This is a genomic window from Vibrio sp. VP6 (assembly GCF_028823755.1).
Lineage (GTDB): Bacteria > Pseudomonadota > Gammaproteobacteria > Enterobacterales > Vibrionaceae > Vibrio > Vibrio parahaemolyticus.
Genome location: NZ_JAPEID010000008.1, coordinates 96,119 through 115,537 on the forward strand (window position 1 = coordinate 96,119; position 19,419 = coordinate 115,537).

22 protein-coding genes and 1 riboswitch are annotated in these 19,419 nt (G+C 42.4%); of the genes, 8 read left to right on the forward strand and 14 right to left on the reverse strand.

Translation table 11 applies throughout. The features are described 5' to 3' along the window. Nucleotides 1–119 precede the first annotated feature (119 nt). Nucleotides 120–488, forward strand: coding sequence for a helix-turn-helix domain-containing protein (locus tag OU793_RS07610; RefSeq protein ID WP_229651799.1), 369 nt, complete (start codon nucleotides 120–122; stop codon nucleotides 486–488). Here the strand turns inward: OU793_RS07610 and leuA are convergent. The 3 genes from leuA to OU793_RS07625 all read right to left on the reverse strand — a co-directional run bounded on the left by leuA (nucleotide 485) and on the right by OU793_RS07625 (nucleotide 4,158). Continuing rightward, nucleotides 485–2,167, reverse strand: a complete 1,683-nt coding sequence (leuA, locus tag OU793_RS07615; protein WP_025611017.1) for a 2-isopropylmalate synthase — start codon at nucleotides 2,165–2,167, stop codon at nucleotides 485–487. The two genes, OU793_RS07610 and leuA, sit on opposite strands and share 4 nt — an antisense overlap. Before the next feature lie 225 nt (nucleotides 2,168–2,392). After that, nucleotides 2,393–2,845: an NUDIX hydrolase gene (locus OU793_RS07620; protein WP_025505833.1), complete on the reverse strand. Its 453-nt coding sequence runs from the start codon at nucleotides 2,843–2,845 to the stop codon at nucleotides 2,393–2,395. A 779-nt stretch (nucleotides 2,846–3,624) separates the two neighbouring features. Beyond that, on the reverse strand, nucleotides 3,625–4,158 hold the full coding sequence (locus tag OU793_RS07625; RefSeq protein WP_025817691.1) for a dihydrofolate reductase family protein: 534 nt from the start codon (nucleotides 4,156–4,158) through the stop codon (nucleotides 3,625–3,627). Between the two features lie 99 nt (nucleotides 4,159–4,257). Here OU793_RS07625 and OU793_RS07630 point away from each other — a divergent pair, with 99 nt between their 5' ends. The 4 genes from OU793_RS07630 to OU793_RS07645 all read left to right on the forward strand — a co-directional run bounded on the left by OU793_RS07630 (nucleotide 4,258) and on the right by OU793_RS07645 (nucleotide 9,183). After that, nucleotides 4,258–4,824: a TetR/AcrR family transcriptional regulator gene (locus tag OU793_RS07630; RefSeq protein ID WP_159404381.1), complete on the forward strand. Its 567-nt coding sequence runs from the start codon at nucleotides 4,258–4,260 to the stop codon at nucleotides 4,822–4,824. Between the two features lie 212 nt (nucleotides 4,825–5,036). Then, the gene (gene yghU / locus OU793_RS07635) at nucleotides 5,037–5,894 is read left to right on the forward strand and encodes a glutathione-dependent disulfide-bond oxidoreductase (protein WP_159404380.1); all 858 of its coding nucleotides are present in this window, start codon (nucleotides 5,037–5,039) and stop codon (nucleotides 5,892–5,894) included. 1,428 nt (nucleotides 5,895–7,322) lie between these two features. Beyond that, nucleotides 7,323–8,492 carry a D-alanyl-D-alanine carboxypeptidase family protein gene (locus OU793_RS07640; RefSeq protein ID WP_159404379.1) on the forward strand — a complete coding sequence of 390 codons (1,170 nt, stop codon included), beginning with the start codon at nucleotides 7,323–7,325 and terminating at the stop codon, nucleotides 8,490–8,492. 286 nt (nucleotides 8,493–8,778) lie between these two features. Then, a complete protein-coding gene (locus OU793_RS07645; protein WP_005499396.1) occupies nucleotides 8,779–9,183 on the forward strand; it encodes an SPOR domain-containing protein in 405 nt (134 codons plus the stop codon). Nucleotides 9,184–9,227: 44 nt separating this feature from the next. Here OU793_RS07645 and OU793_RS07650 read toward each other — a convergent pair whose 3' ends face one another. The 5 genes from OU793_RS07650 to OU793_RS07670 form a co-directional block, all read right to left on the reverse strand. Further along, on the reverse strand, nucleotides 9,228–9,701 hold the full coding sequence (locus OU793_RS07650) for a peroxiredoxin (RefSeq protein WP_005477269.1): 474 nt from the start codon (nucleotides 9,699–9,701) through the stop codon (nucleotides 9,228–9,230). Between the two features lie 94 nt (nucleotides 9,702–9,795). After that, nucleotides 9,796–10,809, reverse strand: coding sequence for an adenosine deaminase (locus OU793_RS07655; RefSeq protein ID WP_159404378.1), 1,014 nt, complete (start codon nucleotides 10,807–10,809; stop codon nucleotides 9,796–9,798). Nucleotides 10,810–10,898: 89 nt separating this feature from the next. After that, nucleotides 10,899–10,998, reverse strand: a riboswitch (purine riboswitch). A 298-nt stretch (nucleotides 10,999–11,296) separates the two neighbouring features. Further along, a complete protein-coding gene (locus OU793_RS07660) occupies nucleotides 11,297–11,437 on the reverse strand; it encodes a PA3496 family putative envelope integrity protein (protein WP_005463370.1) in 141 nt (46 codons plus the stop codon). Nucleotides 11,438–11,487: 50 nt separating this feature from the next. Continuing rightward, the gene (locus OU793_RS07665) at nucleotides 11,488–11,697 is read right to left on the reverse strand and encodes a hypothetical protein (RefSeq protein ID WP_021484467.1); all 210 of its coding nucleotides are present in this window, start codon (nucleotides 11,695–11,697) and stop codon (nucleotides 11,488–11,490) included. Between the two features lie 241 nt (nucleotides 11,698–11,938). Continuing rightward, nucleotides 11,939–12,151, reverse strand: coding sequence for a cold-shock protein (locus OU793_RS07670; RefSeq protein ID WP_005463371.1), 213 nt, complete (start codon nucleotides 12,149–12,151; stop codon nucleotides 11,939–11,941). Between the two features lie 460 nt (nucleotides 12,152–12,611). Here OU793_RS07670 and OU793_RS07675 point away from each other — a divergent pair, with 460 nt between their 5' ends. Beyond that, nucleotides 12,612–13,460 carry a pirin family protein gene (locus tag OU793_RS07675; RefSeq protein WP_005463372.1) on the forward strand — a complete coding sequence of 283 codons (849 nt, stop codon included), beginning with the start codon at nucleotides 12,612–12,614 and terminating at the stop codon, nucleotides 13,458–13,460. Nucleotides 13,461–13,626: 166 nt separating this feature from the next. On the opposite strand, the gene OU793_RS07680 is transcribed toward OU793_RS07675, so the two are convergent. Then, a complete protein-coding gene (locus OU793_RS07680; protein WP_159404377.1) occupies nucleotides 13,627–14,475 on the reverse strand; it encodes a patatin family protein in 849 nt (282 codons plus the stop codon). A 235-nt stretch (nucleotides 14,476–14,710) separates the two neighbouring features. Between OU793_RS07680 and dmeF the strand changes: the two genes are divergently transcribed. Beyond that, the gene (gene dmeF, locus OU793_RS07685; RefSeq protein WP_159404376.1) at nucleotides 14,711–15,625 is read left to right on the forward strand and encodes a CDF family Co(II)/Ni(II) efflux transporter DmeF; all 915 of its coding nucleotides are present in this window, start codon (nucleotides 14,711–14,713) and stop codon (nucleotides 15,623–15,625) included. Between the two features lie 2 nt (nucleotides 15,626–15,627). After that, nucleotides 15,628–16,044, forward strand: coding sequence for a MarR family winged helix-turn-helix transcriptional regulator (locus OU793_RS07690; protein ID WP_005463375.1), 417 nt, complete (start codon nucleotides 15,628–15,630; stop codon nucleotides 16,042–16,044). A gap of 69 nt (nucleotides 16,045–16,113) precedes the next feature. On the opposite strand, the gene OU793_RS07695 is transcribed toward OU793_RS07690, so the two are convergent. From OU793_RS07695 to OU793_RS07715, 5 genes are all read right to left on the reverse strand, one after another. Continuing rightward, nucleotides 16,114–16,242 (reverse strand): hypothetical protein, encoded by a 129-nt coding sequence (locus OU793_RS07695; protein ID WP_005477316.1) that lies wholly within the window; start codon nucleotides 16,240–16,242, stop codon nucleotides 16,114–16,116. Nucleotides 16,243–16,278: 36 nt separating this feature from the next. Further along, a complete protein-coding gene (locus OU793_RS07700) occupies nucleotides 16,279–16,620 on the reverse strand; it encodes a hypothetical protein (protein ID WP_021451131.1) in 342 nt (113 codons plus the stop codon). 649 nt (nucleotides 16,621–17,269) lie between these two features. Continuing rightward, a complete protein-coding gene (locus OU793_RS07705; protein WP_005485025.1) occupies nucleotides 17,270–17,701 on the reverse strand; it encodes a YccF domain-containing protein in 432 nt (143 codons plus the stop codon). Nucleotides 17,702–17,888: 187 nt separating this feature from the next. Then, entirely contained in the window at nucleotides 17,889–19,103 is a 1,215-nt protein-coding gene (locus tag OU793_RS07710) for an MFS transporter (protein WP_140077534.1), read from the reverse strand. A gap of 13 nt (nucleotides 19,104–19,116) precedes the next feature. Continuing rightward, entirely contained in the window at nucleotides 19,117–19,266 is a 150-nt protein-coding gene (locus OU793_RS07715) for a hypothetical protein (protein ID WP_005499370.1), read from the reverse strand. Between the last annotated feature and the right edge of the window lie 153 nt (nucleotides 19,267–19,419).

Here is a 19,419-nt window from a genome sequence, read left to right on the forward strand (position 1 = left end):
TATCGAAAGTTTCGTCGTTGCTGACCAGTTTAATTGTTGAGGCCATATCTCTACCCGATATTCGGATAGCAGGAACGCGAGAAGAACGAATATTTGAACTTATACTTGATGAATTACGTTTGCTAAACCCCATTGATTTTTATCTCCCCAACCCAAGAACCGAAGCATTGGTCATGCTCTGTAAAAACGTATCTGAGCGTCTTTCACACCCATGGACGGCTTCAGATGCTGCCAAGTATTTGGGCCAAAGTGAAAGAACTGTTTCTCGTCGGTTTCAGCAAGAGCTAGGTCTAACGTTCACAGAATGGCTGCGTCAGAAACGATTACTACATGCGTCTGAACTTTTAGCCAGCGGCTGCAGTGTGTTAGATACTGCATTAGCGACTGGATATGACAGCCCTAGCGCATTTAGCGCGATGTTTAAAAGTCGAACGGGGCTGTCTCCGAGGGAATATTGTCCGATGGTTAATCCATTAGAACAAGATTAAAGCGCTAAGTTAGTCTGTAGTAAATTAGAGTAGGCATTCAACAATGCTTGTAGAGATGCTTTTGTTGCATCTTCTTCAATTGCGACGCCAAAAAAGCTCACGTTAGAAATCGCAGACTGTAGCTGCACATAACAGGCCGCTTTACTTTGGGTTCGTGAACCGAGAGTATGCTCGTGATAGTCAACGATATTTACCTGCAGACCATATTGTTCCATTAACCCTTTTAGCAACGCAGACATTAGACCATTCCCAGAACCAACACATCCTATCATTTTGTTGTTGTGATGAATTTTGGCTTCAATTTTTTGGCCAATCTTTGTTGTTTGACTGTGATAGCTCTGCAAGCTTATGGTCGGGTTACTCACTAGACCATAAGACTGTCTGAATAGTTGCCATAATTCCGAAAGATTAATTTCACATCCCGATCTATCGGTATGACTTTTCACTTTTTTACTCAAATCGGCTTGGAGCATTTTAGGCAGTAACAATCCGTGGTTTTCTTGTAGTAACCATGCGGCACCACTCTTACCTGATTGACTGTTTACACGAATCACTTCTTCATAGTTACACCCCAAATCCATAGGGTCTATCGGCAAATAAGGGATATCCCAGAAGGTCCTCAACTTAGAGCTATACGAAGAAAATCCTTTTTTAATGGCATCTTGATGAGAGCCCGAAAAGGCGGTGAAAACGAGCCTTCCAGCATAAGGGTGACGAGGGTGAACAGGGATTTCGTTACACTGCTCGACGAGTTCAACCGTATGCCGAATGTCATGAAAGCGCAATTTAGGATCAATGCCTTGTGAATAAAGGTTTAGCGCGAGCGTGACCAAGTCAACATTGCCTGTACGTTCACCGTTCCCGAATAAACAACCTTCTACCCGAGTCGCTCCTGCTAGCATGGCGAGTTCGGCACTAGCAACACCAGTACCTCGATCATTATGAGGATGAACACTGATTGTCACGTGCTCTAATGAACTAAATGTATTTATGAAGTGTTCAATCTGGTCTGCAAAAACGTTAGGAGTGTTACATTCAACGGTTGTTGGCAGGTTAATGATAAGCTGCCGTGTCTTGCTTGGCTGCCATACTGACGCTACTGCTTCACAGATTTCAAGTGCAAACTCGGATTCCGTAAAATTGAATGTCTCTGGTGAATACTCAAGAGTCCATTCAGTTTCAGGTCGTTTTTCACATAAGGCTTTAATCTGTTTAGCCCCATTTACAGCAAGTTCTAGAGTAGACATTTTATCCTGAGAAAAAACAATATCTCTAAAAGATGGAGCTGTAGCATTGTACAAATGGACGATGGCCTTAGACGCCCCTGTTATAGAATCAATTGTTCGCTCAATCAAGTCCGATCTGGATTGCGTAATCACCTGAATAGTAACATCACCTGGAATTAACTCGTTCTCGATCAGACATCGAACAAAGTCAAAATCCGTTTGCGATGCTGATGGGAATGCAACCTCAATCTCCTTGAATCCGCATTCAACTAAGTGGTGAAAGAACTTCAGTTTTTTATCAATATTCATTGGGTTAGATAAAGATTGGTTACCATCTCGTAAATCGGTTGAGCACCAACGAGGGGCTTGTTTTAATATCTTCGAAGGCCATGTTCTTTGTGGAAAGCTGATAACAGGAGCTACTCGGTATTTTTCTGATGGTATTTCTAACATTATTAATTTGTCCTTTCTTTGTTGAGAAAAGTTCATGCTAGAAGACTATGTGAATGATATCTGAATAGAAGTTGACGAAAATCGTCGCGTTTTGGACAGAGGGGTTACATCATCAGTACGAGAAGAGGCACTTACCTGCTTATTTGCTAATAGTTTTTTGTTTACGGTGAGTACTTATAGCTCAGAAATGCCCCGAAACAAGTTACGAGTCATTGTAACGCATTTTCAAACGAGTAAATTATGGGCTATTAGTTTTGCTGCACACCTTGCAACGACGCCCACATGCTCAATCAATGTGGTTTGTTCTGACATGATCTGCTCGATAGGCATCCACTGACAGTCGATTGCGTCATCTGACGCGATTGCATCGCCTGATTTATAACGACACAATACCGCAATCAAAATAAAATGGTGGTGCTCACCGCTTGCATCAAACTCATTAACTTCGATCACATCAAACGTTTTTTCCGGTGAACCATGAATTTGCGTTTCTTCAAATAACTCTCTGCGAGCAGCGTCATGCAATGATTCACCGGGGTTAACAGACCCTCCCGGGTAACCCCAGCCATATTTTTGGGGCTCCTTTGAACGCTGTACCAATAACAGCTCATCGCCTCGGTAAGTTACAGCAAGTGCCGCGACTGCTGGTACTTTCAGTTTTCTGTTTTCTTGATCCATATATCTCTATCCTTACTCTTTTTTAAATAGATGAACTAGGAATTTTAATAGGAGAGCCCATGGGTTTAAAAACTCCAATTCGACATAGATACCTGCATACAACGATCTCGAAGTTTTTCCAACTTCACAATTGAAGTATTTCCACTTAATCTTTGGCATAAATAAGCAATTCAATATGGAAGAAGCTTATGAATGTGCTTCTAAATAGAAATTTGTAGTTTTAGATTACTTCTTCTAATGTTGCTGAATGTTCTCATGGACTCTTTTGACTGCTCGACCTGCTGATTTCTGAAAGCTTTATCCCAAAGAATTGCAGTTGAACACGAAATTGCGCTGCCCAAACCCTAAAAAGCAATAAACATTAAATAAAGCCCTCACAGTTAATTAGCATTTAGTCACAATTTATCTCACGGCGTGTCAGATTTTTGTGAGATTTGGTGCATATGAATTTTTACAGGTTATCTTCTATTATTGGTTCTATGTGTTACTCCCTTTGGGAAAGCCTTTGTGGCCGATAGTGATGCAGGTAGAGGATGTCGGAAAAAGCGAAAGCTACATTGTAATGATGCAGATACTGTAGTGGATGAGTAAAACTAACCACTAGTTCGTAGGTGTTTTGAATAAATTACCTTAGCAATACTTATCCAAGATCTCGCAATCACCACGGATTCGTAACAAGGTTTTGTCCCAAAATGAGCTCCGCCAAGTTAGAACGTTTAAAAATGCCCATTCTATCTCTAGGAAGGGCGTTTTTCTTTTGTTTAAATTATCTAGGTAGATTACCTTTCACGCACGTAAGTCGTTTGAACCAAGGTATCTAGCACCACTTCGCTCTTGGTCACTTTAAAATTGAGTGGTTGTTGCAAATCACCAAACAAAGGTGCGCCGCCGCCAAGTAGGATAGGGAAGCGAGTGATCACCATTTCATCGATAAGATCTTCTTTGAGGAAGTTTTGAATCGTCACGCCGCCGTCGATGTAAAGCTCGTTAAAGCCTTTTGTATTTAGGTCAGCAAGTACATCTTTTAGCTCGCCTTTGACTAAAAAAACTTTGTCTTCGTAGCCTTGTGGAACTTCTGTCATGGTATTGCTGAGTACGAACACGGGCTTGCTGTACGGCCAATCGCAACCAAAACTCAGTACGACATCTAATGTATTACGACCCATTACCAAGCCATCTATACGCTCCATTAGTGGGACGAAGCCAGTATCAATGTTGTCTGGATTTGGTACGGATTGTAGCCAGTCGAGTTTGCCTTGTTTATCTGCGATGTAACCGTCCAGACTGGTTGCAATAAATATGATATTTGCCATGAGTACCTCATCAAAGTAATGATGCTTGAGCCAAGTTAAAGGTTGGTTTAAAATTAATTCTACAATGTAGAATAATTCTGAGTTTATCGAGAAGATCAAATGTCTGTCAACGAAAAGAAACGCGGAAGACCGACCGCAAAGCAGTCACAACTGAGTGCAGAAAGCATCCTAGAGTCGGCTAAATTATTGATGAAAAAGGACGGAAAGATACCAAGTGTTCGTCTGCTAGCGACCCAATTGGATGTGGATCCTATGGCGATCTATTACTACTTCAAAAACAAAAATGCTTTGCTTGAAGCGTTAACGACATCACTGGTGGAAGACATTTATCAACCGCAAGCGAATGAAGATTGGCAAAGCGAACTCAAACACCTGTGCGCTAGTTATATTGAGCTGCTACGTGAGTATAACGGGCTGTTGCAAACTATTTTGAGCATGACATCCCACGGGCCTGCTCAAGTGTTTACTGAGCGCTATCAATTGATTGTTCAACCTTTGGGTTTATCCCAGCAAGTAGAGAAAGACAGTTTGGATCTATTGGCAGATTACCTACACGGTTTTGCGCTGTCGATTAGCTGTTGCCACGATGCAAGCTTAATTAAGACTGATATGTTGGATGGGCCTCTAAACCTTATCTGTTCTTCATTGTTGGTATCTCGAACCTAGTTCACATTACCGCGACGTTTTTCCTTATAGCGTGAAAGAAAATCCCATAACCAAAGGTTCTAATTAATCGAGAGGGAAGGGCTTTTATTTGAAGATTCCGACCTAATATCTTGATTATGCCCAGCCAATTTAAGGTGGGGATTTTTAAGCATTGCTGCTGGTAACGATTTGAACCAGCCTACAGGTGCATTCAAACACGATAAGGAATAACAATGGCTAACGAATACACACCACCAAGAGTTTGGACTAACGACAGTGAAAATGGCGGCCAATGGGCGAGCATTAATCGTCCCGATTCTGGCGCACGTCACGAGCAAGAGTTGCCAGTTGGAGAGCACCCATTCCAGCTTTACTCAATGGGGACTCCTAATGGTCAGAAAGTGACGATCATGTTTGAGGAGCTTTTGGCGGCAGGCGTAAAGGAAGCCGAATACGACGCGTATTTGATCAAGATTGGCGATGGTGACCAATTTGGCTCTGGCTTTGTAGCTGTAAACCCAAACTCTAAAATTCCGGCGCTGGTTGACCGCTCAGGTGATGAACCTATCAACGTGTTTGAATCGGGTAATATTCTTTTCTACTTGGCAGAAAAATTTGGTCACTTCTTACCAACAGAAGGCGCGAAGCGTGCTGAGGTAATGAACTGGCTATTTTGGCTGCAAGGTTCTGCACCATACTTAGGAGGCGGTTTCGGTCACTTCTACGCGTACGCGCCAGAGAAATTCGAGTACCCAATCAACCGTTTTACGATGGAAGTTAAGCGTCAACTGGATGTACTGGACAAACGTCTGGCAAACAACGCCTTTTTAGGTGGTGATGAGTACAGCATTGCCGATATCACAACTTGGCCTTGGTACGGTAACTTGGTGCTGGGCCGCGCATACGATGCAGCCGAGTTTTTAGATGTGGAGAGCTACAAAAACGTTGTGCGTTGGGCGAAAGCAATTGATGAGCGAGAAGGTGTTAAACGTGGTCGTATTGTTAACCGCTCTTGGGGTGAAGAGTGGGAGCAACTAGCTGAGCGCCACAGTGCTGCAGACGTTGATAATGTTTTGAAGCTGAAACCTTAAACGAAAAGATGTTAAGCGCACCATTAAAGGTGCGCTTTTTTGTTCCTCAATATTCTCTACTAAGACCTAAATATCATTAATAGATAGGTCGTATGTTTATTGATTTTGTATTTTTCAATAATAGTAAACAGCGCATGTTGATATCATCTAAATCTATAAATGGTAAAGTCGATATTATTTATTTTTGTCTTTATTGATAATAGCCAGTTATGAATTTTAGTTTTGAGTTTTATAACTGATTAATTGATAATTAACCTTTGACATATCCTTTGTTTTTGTATGGAATATGCACAATTTCGTCTTACGCTTTTCTAATTAATAGTCATAAAGTGTTAACTATATGCATCTCAATACATTATGAGATGAAAGCGTATTTCTTAAATGAAAAAGAGCCAAACCATATCTAAGTAGGGGCTATTAATTCCTTTCATTAATTTTTATATGGAATAATGACCTGCTTCGTCATGACGGAATAAAGCTCAAGTGTATGTTATTCATGTCATTAAAGAGGATATTTATGATGTCGTCGTTTAAGGCGTATTGGGTAGGAGTACGCGATCGAATTGCCACCCAAATTAAGGATAACCATTGTTTGGAATCCCTAGTGGTAAAGAAACAGCGTGTCAATCTAAACAACAGTGGTTTATCGTTTAGAGCGAAAAGTGGGTGTTTAGTCCCTCATTGCTATACTCAATTTATTGATCCAGAAAGTAAAAGTTCCAAAAAAACACGTAAGACATCATTGAGTTTTAAGAAAGGGAAGTTGTACTTTTCTTCGCTTTCTGACTGAATGAAAGAAAATGAAAATTAAAAATCTCACGATGTTTATTTAAGGTAAAAATATCCGAAATCATAAACTTGATTTAGGGTTATTATAAATATAATTAACCAGTACCGAGTCTTCTCTTCGATATTTTTTTATTTTATTCGTCGTCAATAAAATCAATCCCAATTTTTGTGTATCACGTCTCTATTACTCTGGTATTGACGCGAAGCTAACAAGATAAAACGTAAGGTGAGTAATATAAGCGCAACTGAAGATCTTGGATTATCCGATTTTCATTACCCCTAGTTTTTCAGCTCTGTAATTATTGGGTTGAATTGTCCTTTTAAGCCCGCACAGGTACTCTCCCTGACATCACCGTTTGTGCGGGTGCTTTTTCATATTTTGAACGATTTGTTTTAGATGATCTGCTTATCTGTATCTAGAAATGTGAATTCTCGCTGTCATTGACGTGGGGCCGTTCTTTCGTGATCTCGTTTGGGCATCACATGTATGGGCGGAAAATTTCTACTCATCTCTCATTCTTCTCGACAAACATTGAGTAAAGGTAACGAATCGTAACATTGCTGCTGTAACTGTATGGCGTTTCAATATACTCGACTTAGTTTGTAAGCCACAGATTGCTAATAAGATTAGATGTCACTATGAGAAAAATTACCTTATTCAACACGACTTTCCTTACCGGCCTTGCTACCTTCTCTCACTTTGCCTTTGCTGCACCAACAGTTGTCCCTAATGCACCTGAATTAAGCTCTCGCGGTTATGTACTGATGGACTATCACACAGGTAAAGTGTTGGTAGAGCGCGATGCAGACAAGCGATTAAACCCTGCGAGCTTAACTAAGCTGATGACTGCTTATGTTGCAGGACAAGAAGTAAACGCTGGCAATATCAGTCTCGATGATCAAGTTGTCGTTAGTCGCAACGCTTGGGCGAAAAACTTCCCAGATTCTTCCAAAATGTTCATCGAAGTAAACACATCTGTGTCTCTGTCTGATTTATATCGAGGATTGGTGGTTCAGTCAGGAAACGATGCTAGTGTTGCCATTGCAGAGCACGTCGCTGGCAGCGAAGCAGGCTTTGTTAGCTTAATGAATAGTTGGGCGAGTCAACTTGGTTTGACGAATTCCTCATTTACTAACCCTCACGGTTTAGATAGCGATGGTTTGTATTCAACACCGCATGATATAGCTAAGTTGGGTCAAGCAATCATTCGTGATCTGCCAGATATTTATCCGATGTACAGTGAAACGTCTTTTACGTACAACGGTATTACTCAATATAACCGGAATGGTTTACTTCGTGATCGCAGCATGAACGTTGACGGGATGAAAACGGGCTATACCAGTGGTGCAGGTTACAGTTTGGCGACGTCAGCCACCAATGGCGACATGCGCCTTATCGCAGTTGTCATGGGGGCGAAAAGCCAAAGTGTGCGTGAATCAGAAAGTAAGCAACTTCTTAGTTACGGTTTTCGATTCTACGATACCTTGATGCCAACGGCCGCAGGAACTGATATCGCAAACGCTCGCGTTTGGATGGGGCAAAAGGATGAGTTAAAAGTTGGTGTGAACCGCGATGTTTATCTCACTCTGCCTAAAAGTGACGTAAACAAACTTAAAGCGGAAGTGGAATACAGCGGTGATTTACTTGCGCCAATTGCTCAAGATCAGGTAGTTGGCAAGGTGCTATACAAAGTGGATGGAAAAGTCGTGAAAGAGACCGAGCTAGTTGCACTCGAACCAGTGGAAGAAGGTGGGATTTTTAAACGTATTATGGATTGGTTTAAGCGACTGGTAGCAAGCTGGTTTTAAAGGTTTTTTATAAAATCAATTTACTAAGGCGGCCTAAATGGTCGCCTTAGTTTTTTGAACAACTCGTAATGTCCAAAGAAGCTAAAACGTGTTGTTATTCTTGCTCTCCCATCGCTTTTTATTAAAAACGACGTCAAAGAATAACGATGCCGTAGCTTTCGATATTGGATGTGATCCCAATCCTCACAAATCGTTGTTAGTCCAAGCCTTCAGTGATGTTTTTGCACAACCATTTGTGCGTGATGGGTATGAGAGAAAACAAACCAGAACAAAAATGGAGTGACACGTGCACAAGATTTTATCTTTGACATTGATTTTTTCGCTCATGGGCTGCGCTATGCCTCATCAACCTATCGATAATGGGCAGTGTGTGGGTGTGATGTCGTCTCAAGATGCATACGGCTACCTGAATCCCAACCACTACACCATGCAGGTACTAGCACTGAAGAAAGAAAAAGATGTGAAAGAATACATTCGCTATATCGACCCTAAACACCCAGTATGGGTTAACTGGAAAAATAGCCGAGGTACACGTTGGTATACGGTGACAGCTGGTGATTTTAAATCGAAGCAAGAAGCCTACAATGCGCTTTCGTCGCTGCCAAGCCACGTGAAGCAGTCATCTCCGTTTGTACTGACTTTTGCAGAGATGCAACGTAAGCAACAAACTAGTGTCGTGAGAATGCGCTAATCGCCTGAAAAAAACGGAAGCTTGAGCTTCCGTTTTGTGTTTTCTTAAAGTGCTGCAAGAATAGTTTCTGCATTACTTACTTCAAATTCACTTGGCTTTTCAACGTTAAGTGTTGTTACTACGCCGTTTTCAATGATCATCGCGTAACGTTGTGAGCGAACGCCGCCAAAGCCGCCAGTATCCATTTCCAAGCCTAGCGCTTTAGTAAAGCTAGCATCACCGTCACCTAGCATCAAAATCTCAGAAGCGTTTTGAGCTTCACCCCATGCGTTCATTACGAATGCATCGTTCACCGCCACACAAGCAATTAAATCAACGCCTTTGGCTTTTAATTGATCTGCGAGTACTACGTAGCCTGGTAGGTGAGCTTCTGAGCAAGTTGGAGTGAATGCGCCAGGAACCGCGAATAACACCACTTTCTTGTTCGCGAACAGTTCGGTCACATCGTGGTTGACCATACCATCGGCAGTCAGTTCACTTACGGTTGCAGAAGGTAGTGCTTGGCCTTGTTGAATCATGATTTTCTTCCTTTATTAAGTGCTTTGTTGAGCTTTTTCAGTCTAGCGCTTAAGTCCCGTTTTAACCACAGAGGGTTTGTAAGGGTATACCGCATTACATCGATGAATGTTGTGCAACATATTGTTCGATTTTATGACGATATTGAGCCTTCAACTCGTTGTCGATGAAGCTTGCATCGATAGCGTTGAGCGTGAATTTCGCCAGTTCTTCTTTGCTCATGGGATGTGCTTGATTCACTGCAAGGAAGTTATCGGTCATGTAGCCACCAAAGTAAACGGGGTCATCAGAGTTAATGGTTACCGCCACGCCTTTACGCAGAAGTTCTACGATGTTGTGTTGTCCCATTTCATCAAACACGCAAAGTTTGATGTTAGACAGCGGGCAAACGGTCAGTGGCATTTTGGTTTCAATTAGAGATCCCACTAGAGCTTCATCTTCTACGCAGCGAACGCCGTGATCAACGCGGCTCACTTCCAACATTTCAATCGCGTCGGTAATATTTTGTGCTGGTCCTTCTTCTCCGGCATGTGCCACGGTAAGCAAGCCTGCCTCTTTCGCTTTCTGGAAGACACGTAAAAACTTAGCTGGTGGATGGCCTTTTTCTGATGAATCTAGCCCCACTCCAATGATTTTATCGCGATGCTTTAAAACAGATTGCAGTGTTTCCATCGCGCTTTCTTCTGACAAATGACGAAGGAAACAAGCGATGATTTGCGATGTGATGCCTAATTTTTCGCGGCCATCTGTCAGCGCTCTAGAAATGCCGTTGAGTACGGTGTCGAAGTCAATGCCACGTTCAGTGTGAGTTTGCGGGTCGAAGAATATCTCGGTATGAATCACATTGTCTGTTTTGCAATGCTCCAAGTATTCCCACGTTAGGTCATAAAAATCTTGCTCTGTGCGTAAAACATTTGCGCCTTGATAATAGAGGTCGAGAAAAGATTGCAGATCTTCAAATTGGTATGCCTCTCTCAATTCGCTTGGTGACGAATAAGGAATATCTATGTCGTTGCGCTTGGCAAGTTTAAACATGAGTTCTGGTTCGAGTGAACCTTCGATATGTAAGTGCAGCTCTACTTTTGGAAGACCTTGAATAAATGCGTTCATATTCCACCTTATGTGTATTGTGGATGCAGTTACTCTAAGAATAGGTATAGATAGGAATAAATCGAACGCTATCACAAAGAGTAAGATCCACAGTGATCTCAACTCTTCGTAATCAGCACTTTGCGGGAACTGGTAGAGACCCCCAAACCATATCATTGGGGTTATACGAAGCAAACGCTTGTGATTATACGTAAATTTATCAATATATCTAGACCCGTCAGAAAATGAGAGTGCGATACGTTTTTAGAGCTTGATAGATATCGAGTGGATGTTCGAACTTGGATTGTTTTTCAGTGCACACTAAAATGGGCTTACAGTGATGAAGCAAAGCGTGAAGCTTAAGATGAAGAAAAATTTGGGTGTGGAGAAGGTTATTTTAAGAAGTGTATTTTTTGGGCTAAGAGATAGCAAACTGATTGGAAAGCGGAGTGGAAAGGTAGGTGGCGGTTACCTTTGCACAATAAGCTTGAAGAGGTAGGAATCAGAGTTAAAGATCAAACATTTTATCAAACGCTCTTTGCTCCATAATATCTTCGATACGGCGACGCGTTCGTTGTTTTACAGCGGCAGCATTTTCCTCAGATTCTTTCTTTTCCTTATCAATTTGCTTTTTACTTTTTCTAGCCATTGGATATCTTCCAAAATATTGATGAGAATTATTAATGCCTTAAAAAAGCACTATTTGATAATAAAACTTCCTAACTTTGAACCTGAGTCACACAGAATAGTGCCTGAGCAGGTTTTTTCACAATATTGGAAGTCAATCAGATGACTACGATATTGAAGTTTTGGCAATATATGTCGCTTCAGTATATCGCTATTCAGTTGATATATTTTAGCTCTCCAAGTGGTTTTAGGTTGATGTAAATTAAATTCAATTTCTAACATTTATTCTCCTGTTTTTTGACAATTTTTTCTTTGTTAAGTAATTGATACCAATGCCTTTGACGGCCTGTTCTTCTTGAGGACATGATTTTTCCTTTAAATAATAAGTTAAGCGGTACTGACCCATTTATTTTGGGTAGCACTAAGCCATGCCTGAAATTAGGCTGAGTTTATGTTGAGAGGATATTTTTTGAAGGAGAGAGATTTGGTGCAGCATGGACATGCTGCACCAAGAAAAGCAGTCTTATAGAGGAGTAACTTCAGTCGCTTGAGGACCTTTTTTACCTTGCTCTACGTTGAAGCTTACTTTCTGACCTTCAGTCAGTGTTTTGAAACCGTCAGCAACGATAGCGTTGAAGTGTACGAATACATCTTGGCCGCCGTTGTCTTGAGATAGGAAACCAAAACCTTTAGTTTCGTTGAACCATTTTACTGAACCAGTTACTTTAGCAGACATAAAAACCTCTGAATTAAAAACATTAATGATAAATTATTGGTGGATCTTTTTTTAAGCTATTGAATGTCAATCAAGAGGAAGTTGTACGCAGGTGTCTGAATGGGGATTCAAGATTTTACTGAGAAGGAACTTAAACTAAATGTAGCATTAACAGCTCTCTTCGAAGAGCCAAGCGCTACTATACACCTTGTTTAAGAAATAGCTACATTTATTTTCAAATAAATTCAAAAACGTTTATGTGATAAGAGAGAACTTATCATCAATCGCCGGGGATTTGGTCTGGATGAAAAATGACCAATGATGCTTGGTTTTGATTTCCTATTGTTCGAAAAACTTGAATAAGTAGCTCGAATCGCTCTGCTCATGATTATTTTTCTCCAAACTAAAATAAAACCATGTCGATAGCCTGAGCTGAAACGCGATTTGCAGACAGCTACCAAGGCGAACGAGGAGAAGAAGTATGAGCACATTCAGAGAAATTCGTCAGTTGATTCCATCGCAACCTACCGCTGACGGTGATGGTGTTAAAATTCGTCGAGTTGCAGGTTTTAACAACACGAGCTTTTCACCATTTTTAATGATGGATGAGCTGAAATCCGATCAACGTTCTGACTACATTGGTGGCTTTCCTCCTCATCCTCATCGTGGGATTGAAACGCTGACTTATATGCTGAAAGGTCATTTTCAACATCGTGATCACATGAACAATGTCGGCGAATTGCGTTCTGGTGGCGCACAATGGATGGCGGCAGGTCGCGGAGTAATACACAGTGAAATGCCAATTATGCAAGATGGTGAGCTGCATGGTTTTCAGATATGGATTAATCAACCAGCCAAAGACAAAATGAAACCCGCTCAATACCACGATTTTCAACCAGAGACGATCACGGAATTTGACACTGCAAAGACAGGGCTTGTTCGTGTCATTGCTGGTGAGTTGATGATTGCGGGAGAACGAATTGTTGGGCCGTTGACTCAAACTGGTGTTGTGGCAACTGTTGCGGATTGGCGGCCTCATAGAGGAGCTACGCTTGAGCTAGCTTTGGACGCTGACCATAACATGATGATTTATGCGTACCAAGGGAGTGTCGAGATAAATCAACGCACAGTGAAGCAAGGTGAGATGGCGCTGTTATCAAAAGGAGAGGCCGCAAAGTTTACTGCGGCAGACAACAGTGGGGTCCTGCTCTTTATAGGTGAACCAATCAATGAGCCGGTGGTTCACTATGGCCCATTTGTCATGAACAGTATCGAAGAAATTGAACAAGCGATTCAAGACTACAACTCAGGGCTGTTCGAAACCTATTAAAGCGAACGACAGCGAACAGCCAATTTTGACCGATGTCTTAGTATTACGCTGAATGTATTTGAGCCTGCTTATTGGGCTCGTAGCGAAGCAAATCGATAATCCACTGCCATCGAGTTTGCGTTAGCCACCTAGATTAACTTGCGTTTAATCGAGGTGGCTTTTTTCTTTACATTGAATTCCAACGTACTATAGCTTGTTTGCCAGCCTCAATTCCCAGTTCATATGCTTCTCGCAAAGGTTCTGGTGAGCGGCTTAAGCGTTTTAACTTAAACGTTTCTGGTGGGCACACTTGGATTATCTCAACGCCTGGTGGCGGGTTGTTTATCAGTTCCAATGTTTGGTTGTAACGAACGTCACGTGTCAGCATAGGCTCAATCAGAGCTGGCGTTTCCTTCAGCATACGTTTTGTGATGGCACTGAACTTTGATCTTGGTTTCCGGTAACTGGCAATCTGGCTGCGCAGGACCATGATTTTTGTCGCTCCTCTTTTGATGGCTTCGGCAATTGGCAGGGCATCTGCAACGCCGCCATCCACATATCGAGTGCCATTAAGAAGTACGCCATTACGATAGAGTACGGGCAGGGCGCTGCTGGCCTTCATGGTCTCCGCTAACATATCTACGTCCGGAGAGAGGTATTCTGCCTGTCCAGTATCTTGACGAGTGACGACAAGGAAAAAAGGACGCGGATCAGCAGCGAGCACTTCTTTATCAATGCCTAACTCTTCAAGTGTCACTTGCCACATCCAATCTAAATCCATGACATCACCACCGCGTATGAGCTGGCTGGGGGTGATGAACTCATTTCTTAGGCTGTAATCAAGATAGATTTTTAGGTTTCTGCCCGGCATTTTTGCCAAATAAGCGGCAAGATTACTTGCGCCAGCCGATACGCCCCAAAAGCTGTCGAAGGGAGAAAAGTCCGCAGCTAAAAAATGGTCGAGTATTCCGCAAGAAAATACCCCTCGCATTGCGCCGCCTTCAACAATCAGTGCACGAGAACCTACATGTTCCATCTGCTTATCCGCTTTCTATCTTTTAGTTGAGTAACGGCAGCTTAACGTATAAGCGGCTGATTCCCAAACAAGGCCGCATATGTTCATGCGGGGAGGCATCAGATTGGCCAATCTTGAGTGCAGTGATGAACGCCTTTCTTAGTTTTCCATGTTGACTTTGTTTGATGGTCAAACTAAATTTAAATCAAATATTTTGATTATCAAACAAACTAAGCAATAGGGATATGATTTATCTATGGCAATAGCACAACACACGCACGATTTTGTTTCTCATAACCATAAAGGTGAAAAGCGAACTTTTTATGTTCTCATTCTGACGCTTGTCACTATGGTGGTTGAGATTGCTGCGGGCACGCTTTTTGGCTCTATGGCCTTACTCGCCGATGGATGGCACATGGGCACTCATGCTGCGGCATTTTGCATCACCTTGTTCGCTTATCGCTATGCTAAGCAAAATGCGAACAATGAGCGTTTTTCGTTTGGTACCGGGAAGGTCAGTGTTTTAGGTGGTTTTACGAGCGCGATTGCTTTGGGCATGGTGGCGCTAATGATGATGGTGGAATCCGTTCACCGTTTGTTTAACCCTGAGAGTATTCAATTCAACGAAGCGATTATGGTCGCAACGATTGGTTTGGTGGTTAACTTAGCAAGTATGTTGCTGCTGCATGATCACCATCATCATGATCACGACCACCCACATGATCATAACCATTCGCATGGACACTCGCACGAGCACCACGACCACAATCTTGCCGCCGCGTATTTTCATGTCTTGGCAGATACCTTAACGTCACTGTTGGCGATCGTCGCACTTATTATCGGTAAGTTTTACGGATGGATTTGGTTAGATGCCATTATGGGGATCGTTGGTGCTTTGGTGATTGGTAAGTGGACTCTCGGTTTGATGAAGCAAACTGCACCAGTCTTATTAGATGAGAACATTAATCACGAGTACCTACAGGCAATCAGAGAGACGCTTCAGCCATACGCAGACGTGCTGGATCTGCATGTTTGGAAGGTGAGCGGACATCATTACTCGGCTGCGATTGTGTTACATAATCGCAGTGATAAAACGTTGAGTGAATTTAAGCAATTACTGAGTAAGTTTGATAAGATTCATCACCTTACTCTAGAGTTACAAAATAGCTGACGATGAGCGAACTAGAAAAGTTGAATCAAATGCTGACCGAGTTCTATGACAAGATGTCTTCTTGGGAACAGTCAGTCGTAAAAGAAACCGGCTACTCTTTGGCCCAAGTCCATACCATTGAAGTGCTGGGCGGCCATGGTGCGCTGCGCATGAAAGAACTGGCGGAAAAGTTAGGCATCACGACCGGAACGTTAACGGTACAAATCGAAAAGTTAGTGAATGCGAACTTGATAGAACGTTGCCCTCATCCGGAAGATCGCCGTGCTATCGTTGTGAGGCTCACACCAGAAGGTGAGAAAATTCATCGCCATCATAACCAGTTGCACCTCGATCTTGTGCGTGATCTTACTCGTCATATTGAGCCAGAGCAGCAATCAACCTTTCTATCGTGTTTGGAAAAAATGAACCGGGAATTCTAGGTTTCATCCGAGTTACGGCCAAATAAACAATGAAAAGCAGAACTCACATCGAGTTCTGCTTTTTTGTATTTATGGGTTTAGAAACCAGCTTTCTAACGGTAACTGAGTAAATGCGTAAGTCACACCAACACAAAATGCAGCGCCCGTAATGCCAATACCAATTGTAGTGGCCAGCAGAAGTAACGTTATCTTAGGCATGATGATTCTCATCCCTCTTGGAGTGTATTTGCGTGCTTAGTTCGAAACAGAGCACACAAACACAATCCAAGCGGTGGCAAGCATAATTAATGGCGTAAAGACTTTTTGAATGGCTGCGCCATCGGTCAAGTTATAGATCTCAATGGATTCGTTGTAGAAGGCGCGTTTGAAGGCTTTAAACGAAATGTCGTTTTTTACATTGGATTGCTCGTAACGCTGACGCGCAACATCGGCCATCTGATATTCAAGATCTTGAAGTTCAAACTCTTGGTTAAAAAACGAGTCCCAAGCGCAAAGGCGAGCTATTGCCTTAGGTGAACTGTTATCACTTTTTAGTTTTGAGAGACGCTTTGCGTAAGCCGCTTGATATTTATCCACGATATATTCCTGCATGAATAGATGCTGAGTCATTGAATGACTCAGAACGTTCTGGTCGGTTGTAAAAGCAAAATTGTGGGATGAAAAGGCGTACTTTTACGTCGGTGGCAGAACTACAAATAAAAATATCAAAGAGCGTTTGTGGTGGGGATGATATGGGGTGGTAGGGGAAGAGGACAAACAAAATAAATTAGTCTACGTCACAATCAATGTTTGTTGATTTATTCAATCCTTAGTGTTCTTTGCCTTTTGATGTGCACATTTTGTAGTTAAAAAAAGATACGACCATAAGTTGTTCTTGGGCCTGAAAAAGTAAGATTCCTGACCAATATTCTTCCGTTTACCGCGTAGATCTCTCCTCAAAGTCGATTACTTTTGGCTACGCTTATAGTTCGGCTTTAAAAATTTGTAAGAGGGAAGTTGAGTTGAGATGTTTGTAGTTGAAGCGTTGAATAACTCAAGTGATGGGCAATAAAGGTAATTGATTATAAAGGATAAATTGGAAGCAGTGCAGAGCTAGGTAAGATATAAACCTAAAGGTGACGGTATGAGCATACAATCAACCATTATCGAATACGCTGTAGCAATAATAGGCTTACTTTTAACAGGCGTTGCCCTCTGAGCCCGAAAACTCAGAGGATACATAACCTTAACGATTAATGTTGTAACGAGCGATTGCCGCTTCTTCTGACGTTACAACAGTTTTACCGATAGGCGCGAGGGAAATTACGGCCAGTTTCAGGTGTTGAAGTGCAAACGGAATACCAATAATGGTAACGAAACACGCTGCGGCGGATAGGATATGACCGATTGCCAGCCACAAACCTGCAAACACAAACCAAAGTACGTTGCCGATGACGCCTAGCGGACTCGTGCCAATATCCATTTCATTGGTTAGTTCATCACGCGAAACGGCTTCTTTGCCGAATGGGAAAAACGAAAAGTTACCCATGACGAAACAAGCTCGCCCCCACGGAATCCCGATGATGCTGATGAACGCAAGAATACCGAATAGCCACCACAGCAATCCCATGAATACGCCACCGAATAAAAACCAGATGATGTTGCCAAGTGTTCTCATCTAAAACCCTTTTTGATTTATGACTTTCTACAAAGTATGTCACACAAATCTTAACAGAGGATGAATGGGTGTGCTTTATCTTAAATAAGAAATCATTGATGAGAATACTCATTTGATAAAGGAAAGCGGAGATCATTGGGCTGCTGAAAAAAAGGCTCTCAACGTTAGACGTTAAGAGCCTTTCTGGTTAGTCGGTTGCCAAATTCAAGCGCGATACTGGCTTGTCATTGATCGGTAAGTGAATCAAAGCGGCGAGGAGTGCCAGAACGACGGTTGACCACCAGATTGGATCGTATGAACCGTAGTAATCGTAGATGCGACCACCGACCCAAGCTCCCAAGAAGCTTCCTACTTGGTGAGTAAAGAACACCAAGCCATAAAGTGTTGATAGGTAACGAGCACCAAAAATCTGGCGGACTAATCCAGATGTGAGAGGTACGGTGCCTAACCAACAGAAGCCGATTGCACCACCAAAGATGACTGCGGTGTGCTCGGTGACAGGTAGAGTCACAAAAGCCCCAATTACCACCGTGCGGATTAAATACAGCGCAGACATAACATGGCGTTTATTGAAGCGGTCCGCCATAACACCCCAGAAGTACGAACCAAAAATGTTGAAGATGCCAACATACGCCAGTGCCATTGCGGCGGTTGAGGCTGGTAAATCTTTATCTGCCAGATAACTTGGTAAGTGAGTTGCAATGAACATCACGTGAAAGCCGCACACAAAGAAACCTGCATGAATCAGCCAATAACCTCTGTGAGAGAAAGCTTCTTTTAATGCTTCTTTTAGGGTTTGTGTGTCTTCCTGAACATTTGCAGAGGTACCGGCTTGTGGCTTCGCAGTTCTCATGAACAGAGCAAACATCACCATAAAGCTACACAGTACAGCTAATGCTTGAAGTGTGCCTTGCCAGCCAAAATCACTCAAAAGCGCTTGTGCTCCAGGGATCATGGCGAACATACCGAACGATCCCGCAGCGGTAGTTAAACCAAATGCTTTTGCTGCATGTTGTGCAGGGACTACCTTTGCTACCGCCCCTAACACAATGACGTAGCTGGTTGCGCTCAAACCAAAACCGACCAAAACGCCAAGCGATAGATACATCATGGTTGGCTCAATGGCGATAGAAGTAAGGTAAAGACCTAAAGCGTAAGAAAAGGCACCTAAAATGATAATACGCTTCGCGCCCCAACGGTCTGATGCCATGCCGACAAAAGGTTGGAATACGCCAAACAACAAGTTTTGCAAGGCAATAGCAAAGCTAAAGAACTCGCGCCCGGTCTGAAAGTAGTCTGAAATTGGCATCATAAAAATACCGAAAGATTGTCTGATCCCTAGACAAATAATCAAAATCCCTATTCCAAGCCAAACAAGAACTGGAAATCGGAAAATACTCATAGTTTGCTCATTATTAATGATGGTGGTGATGAGAATGATCATGGTGTTCGTTGTCTCCCGTTGTTTGGTGACAACCGCTGTTGATGGCTTGTTCTGCTAATATTTCCAGCAACTTCGGAGAGTTATGGACGATGATTAGAGATAGCCCCAACATGATGGACATTCTCAACACCTGAGCGAAAATGGATTGAGAAAAAAGCATGCATTGTGCGCTCATGTAGAAAAATGAGCGCGAAGTTTAGTGACGATTAGTCAATGAAACAAATGACAAAAAGTGAATTAATGTATGCATTTCATGCATAGATTGGTTCTAGGG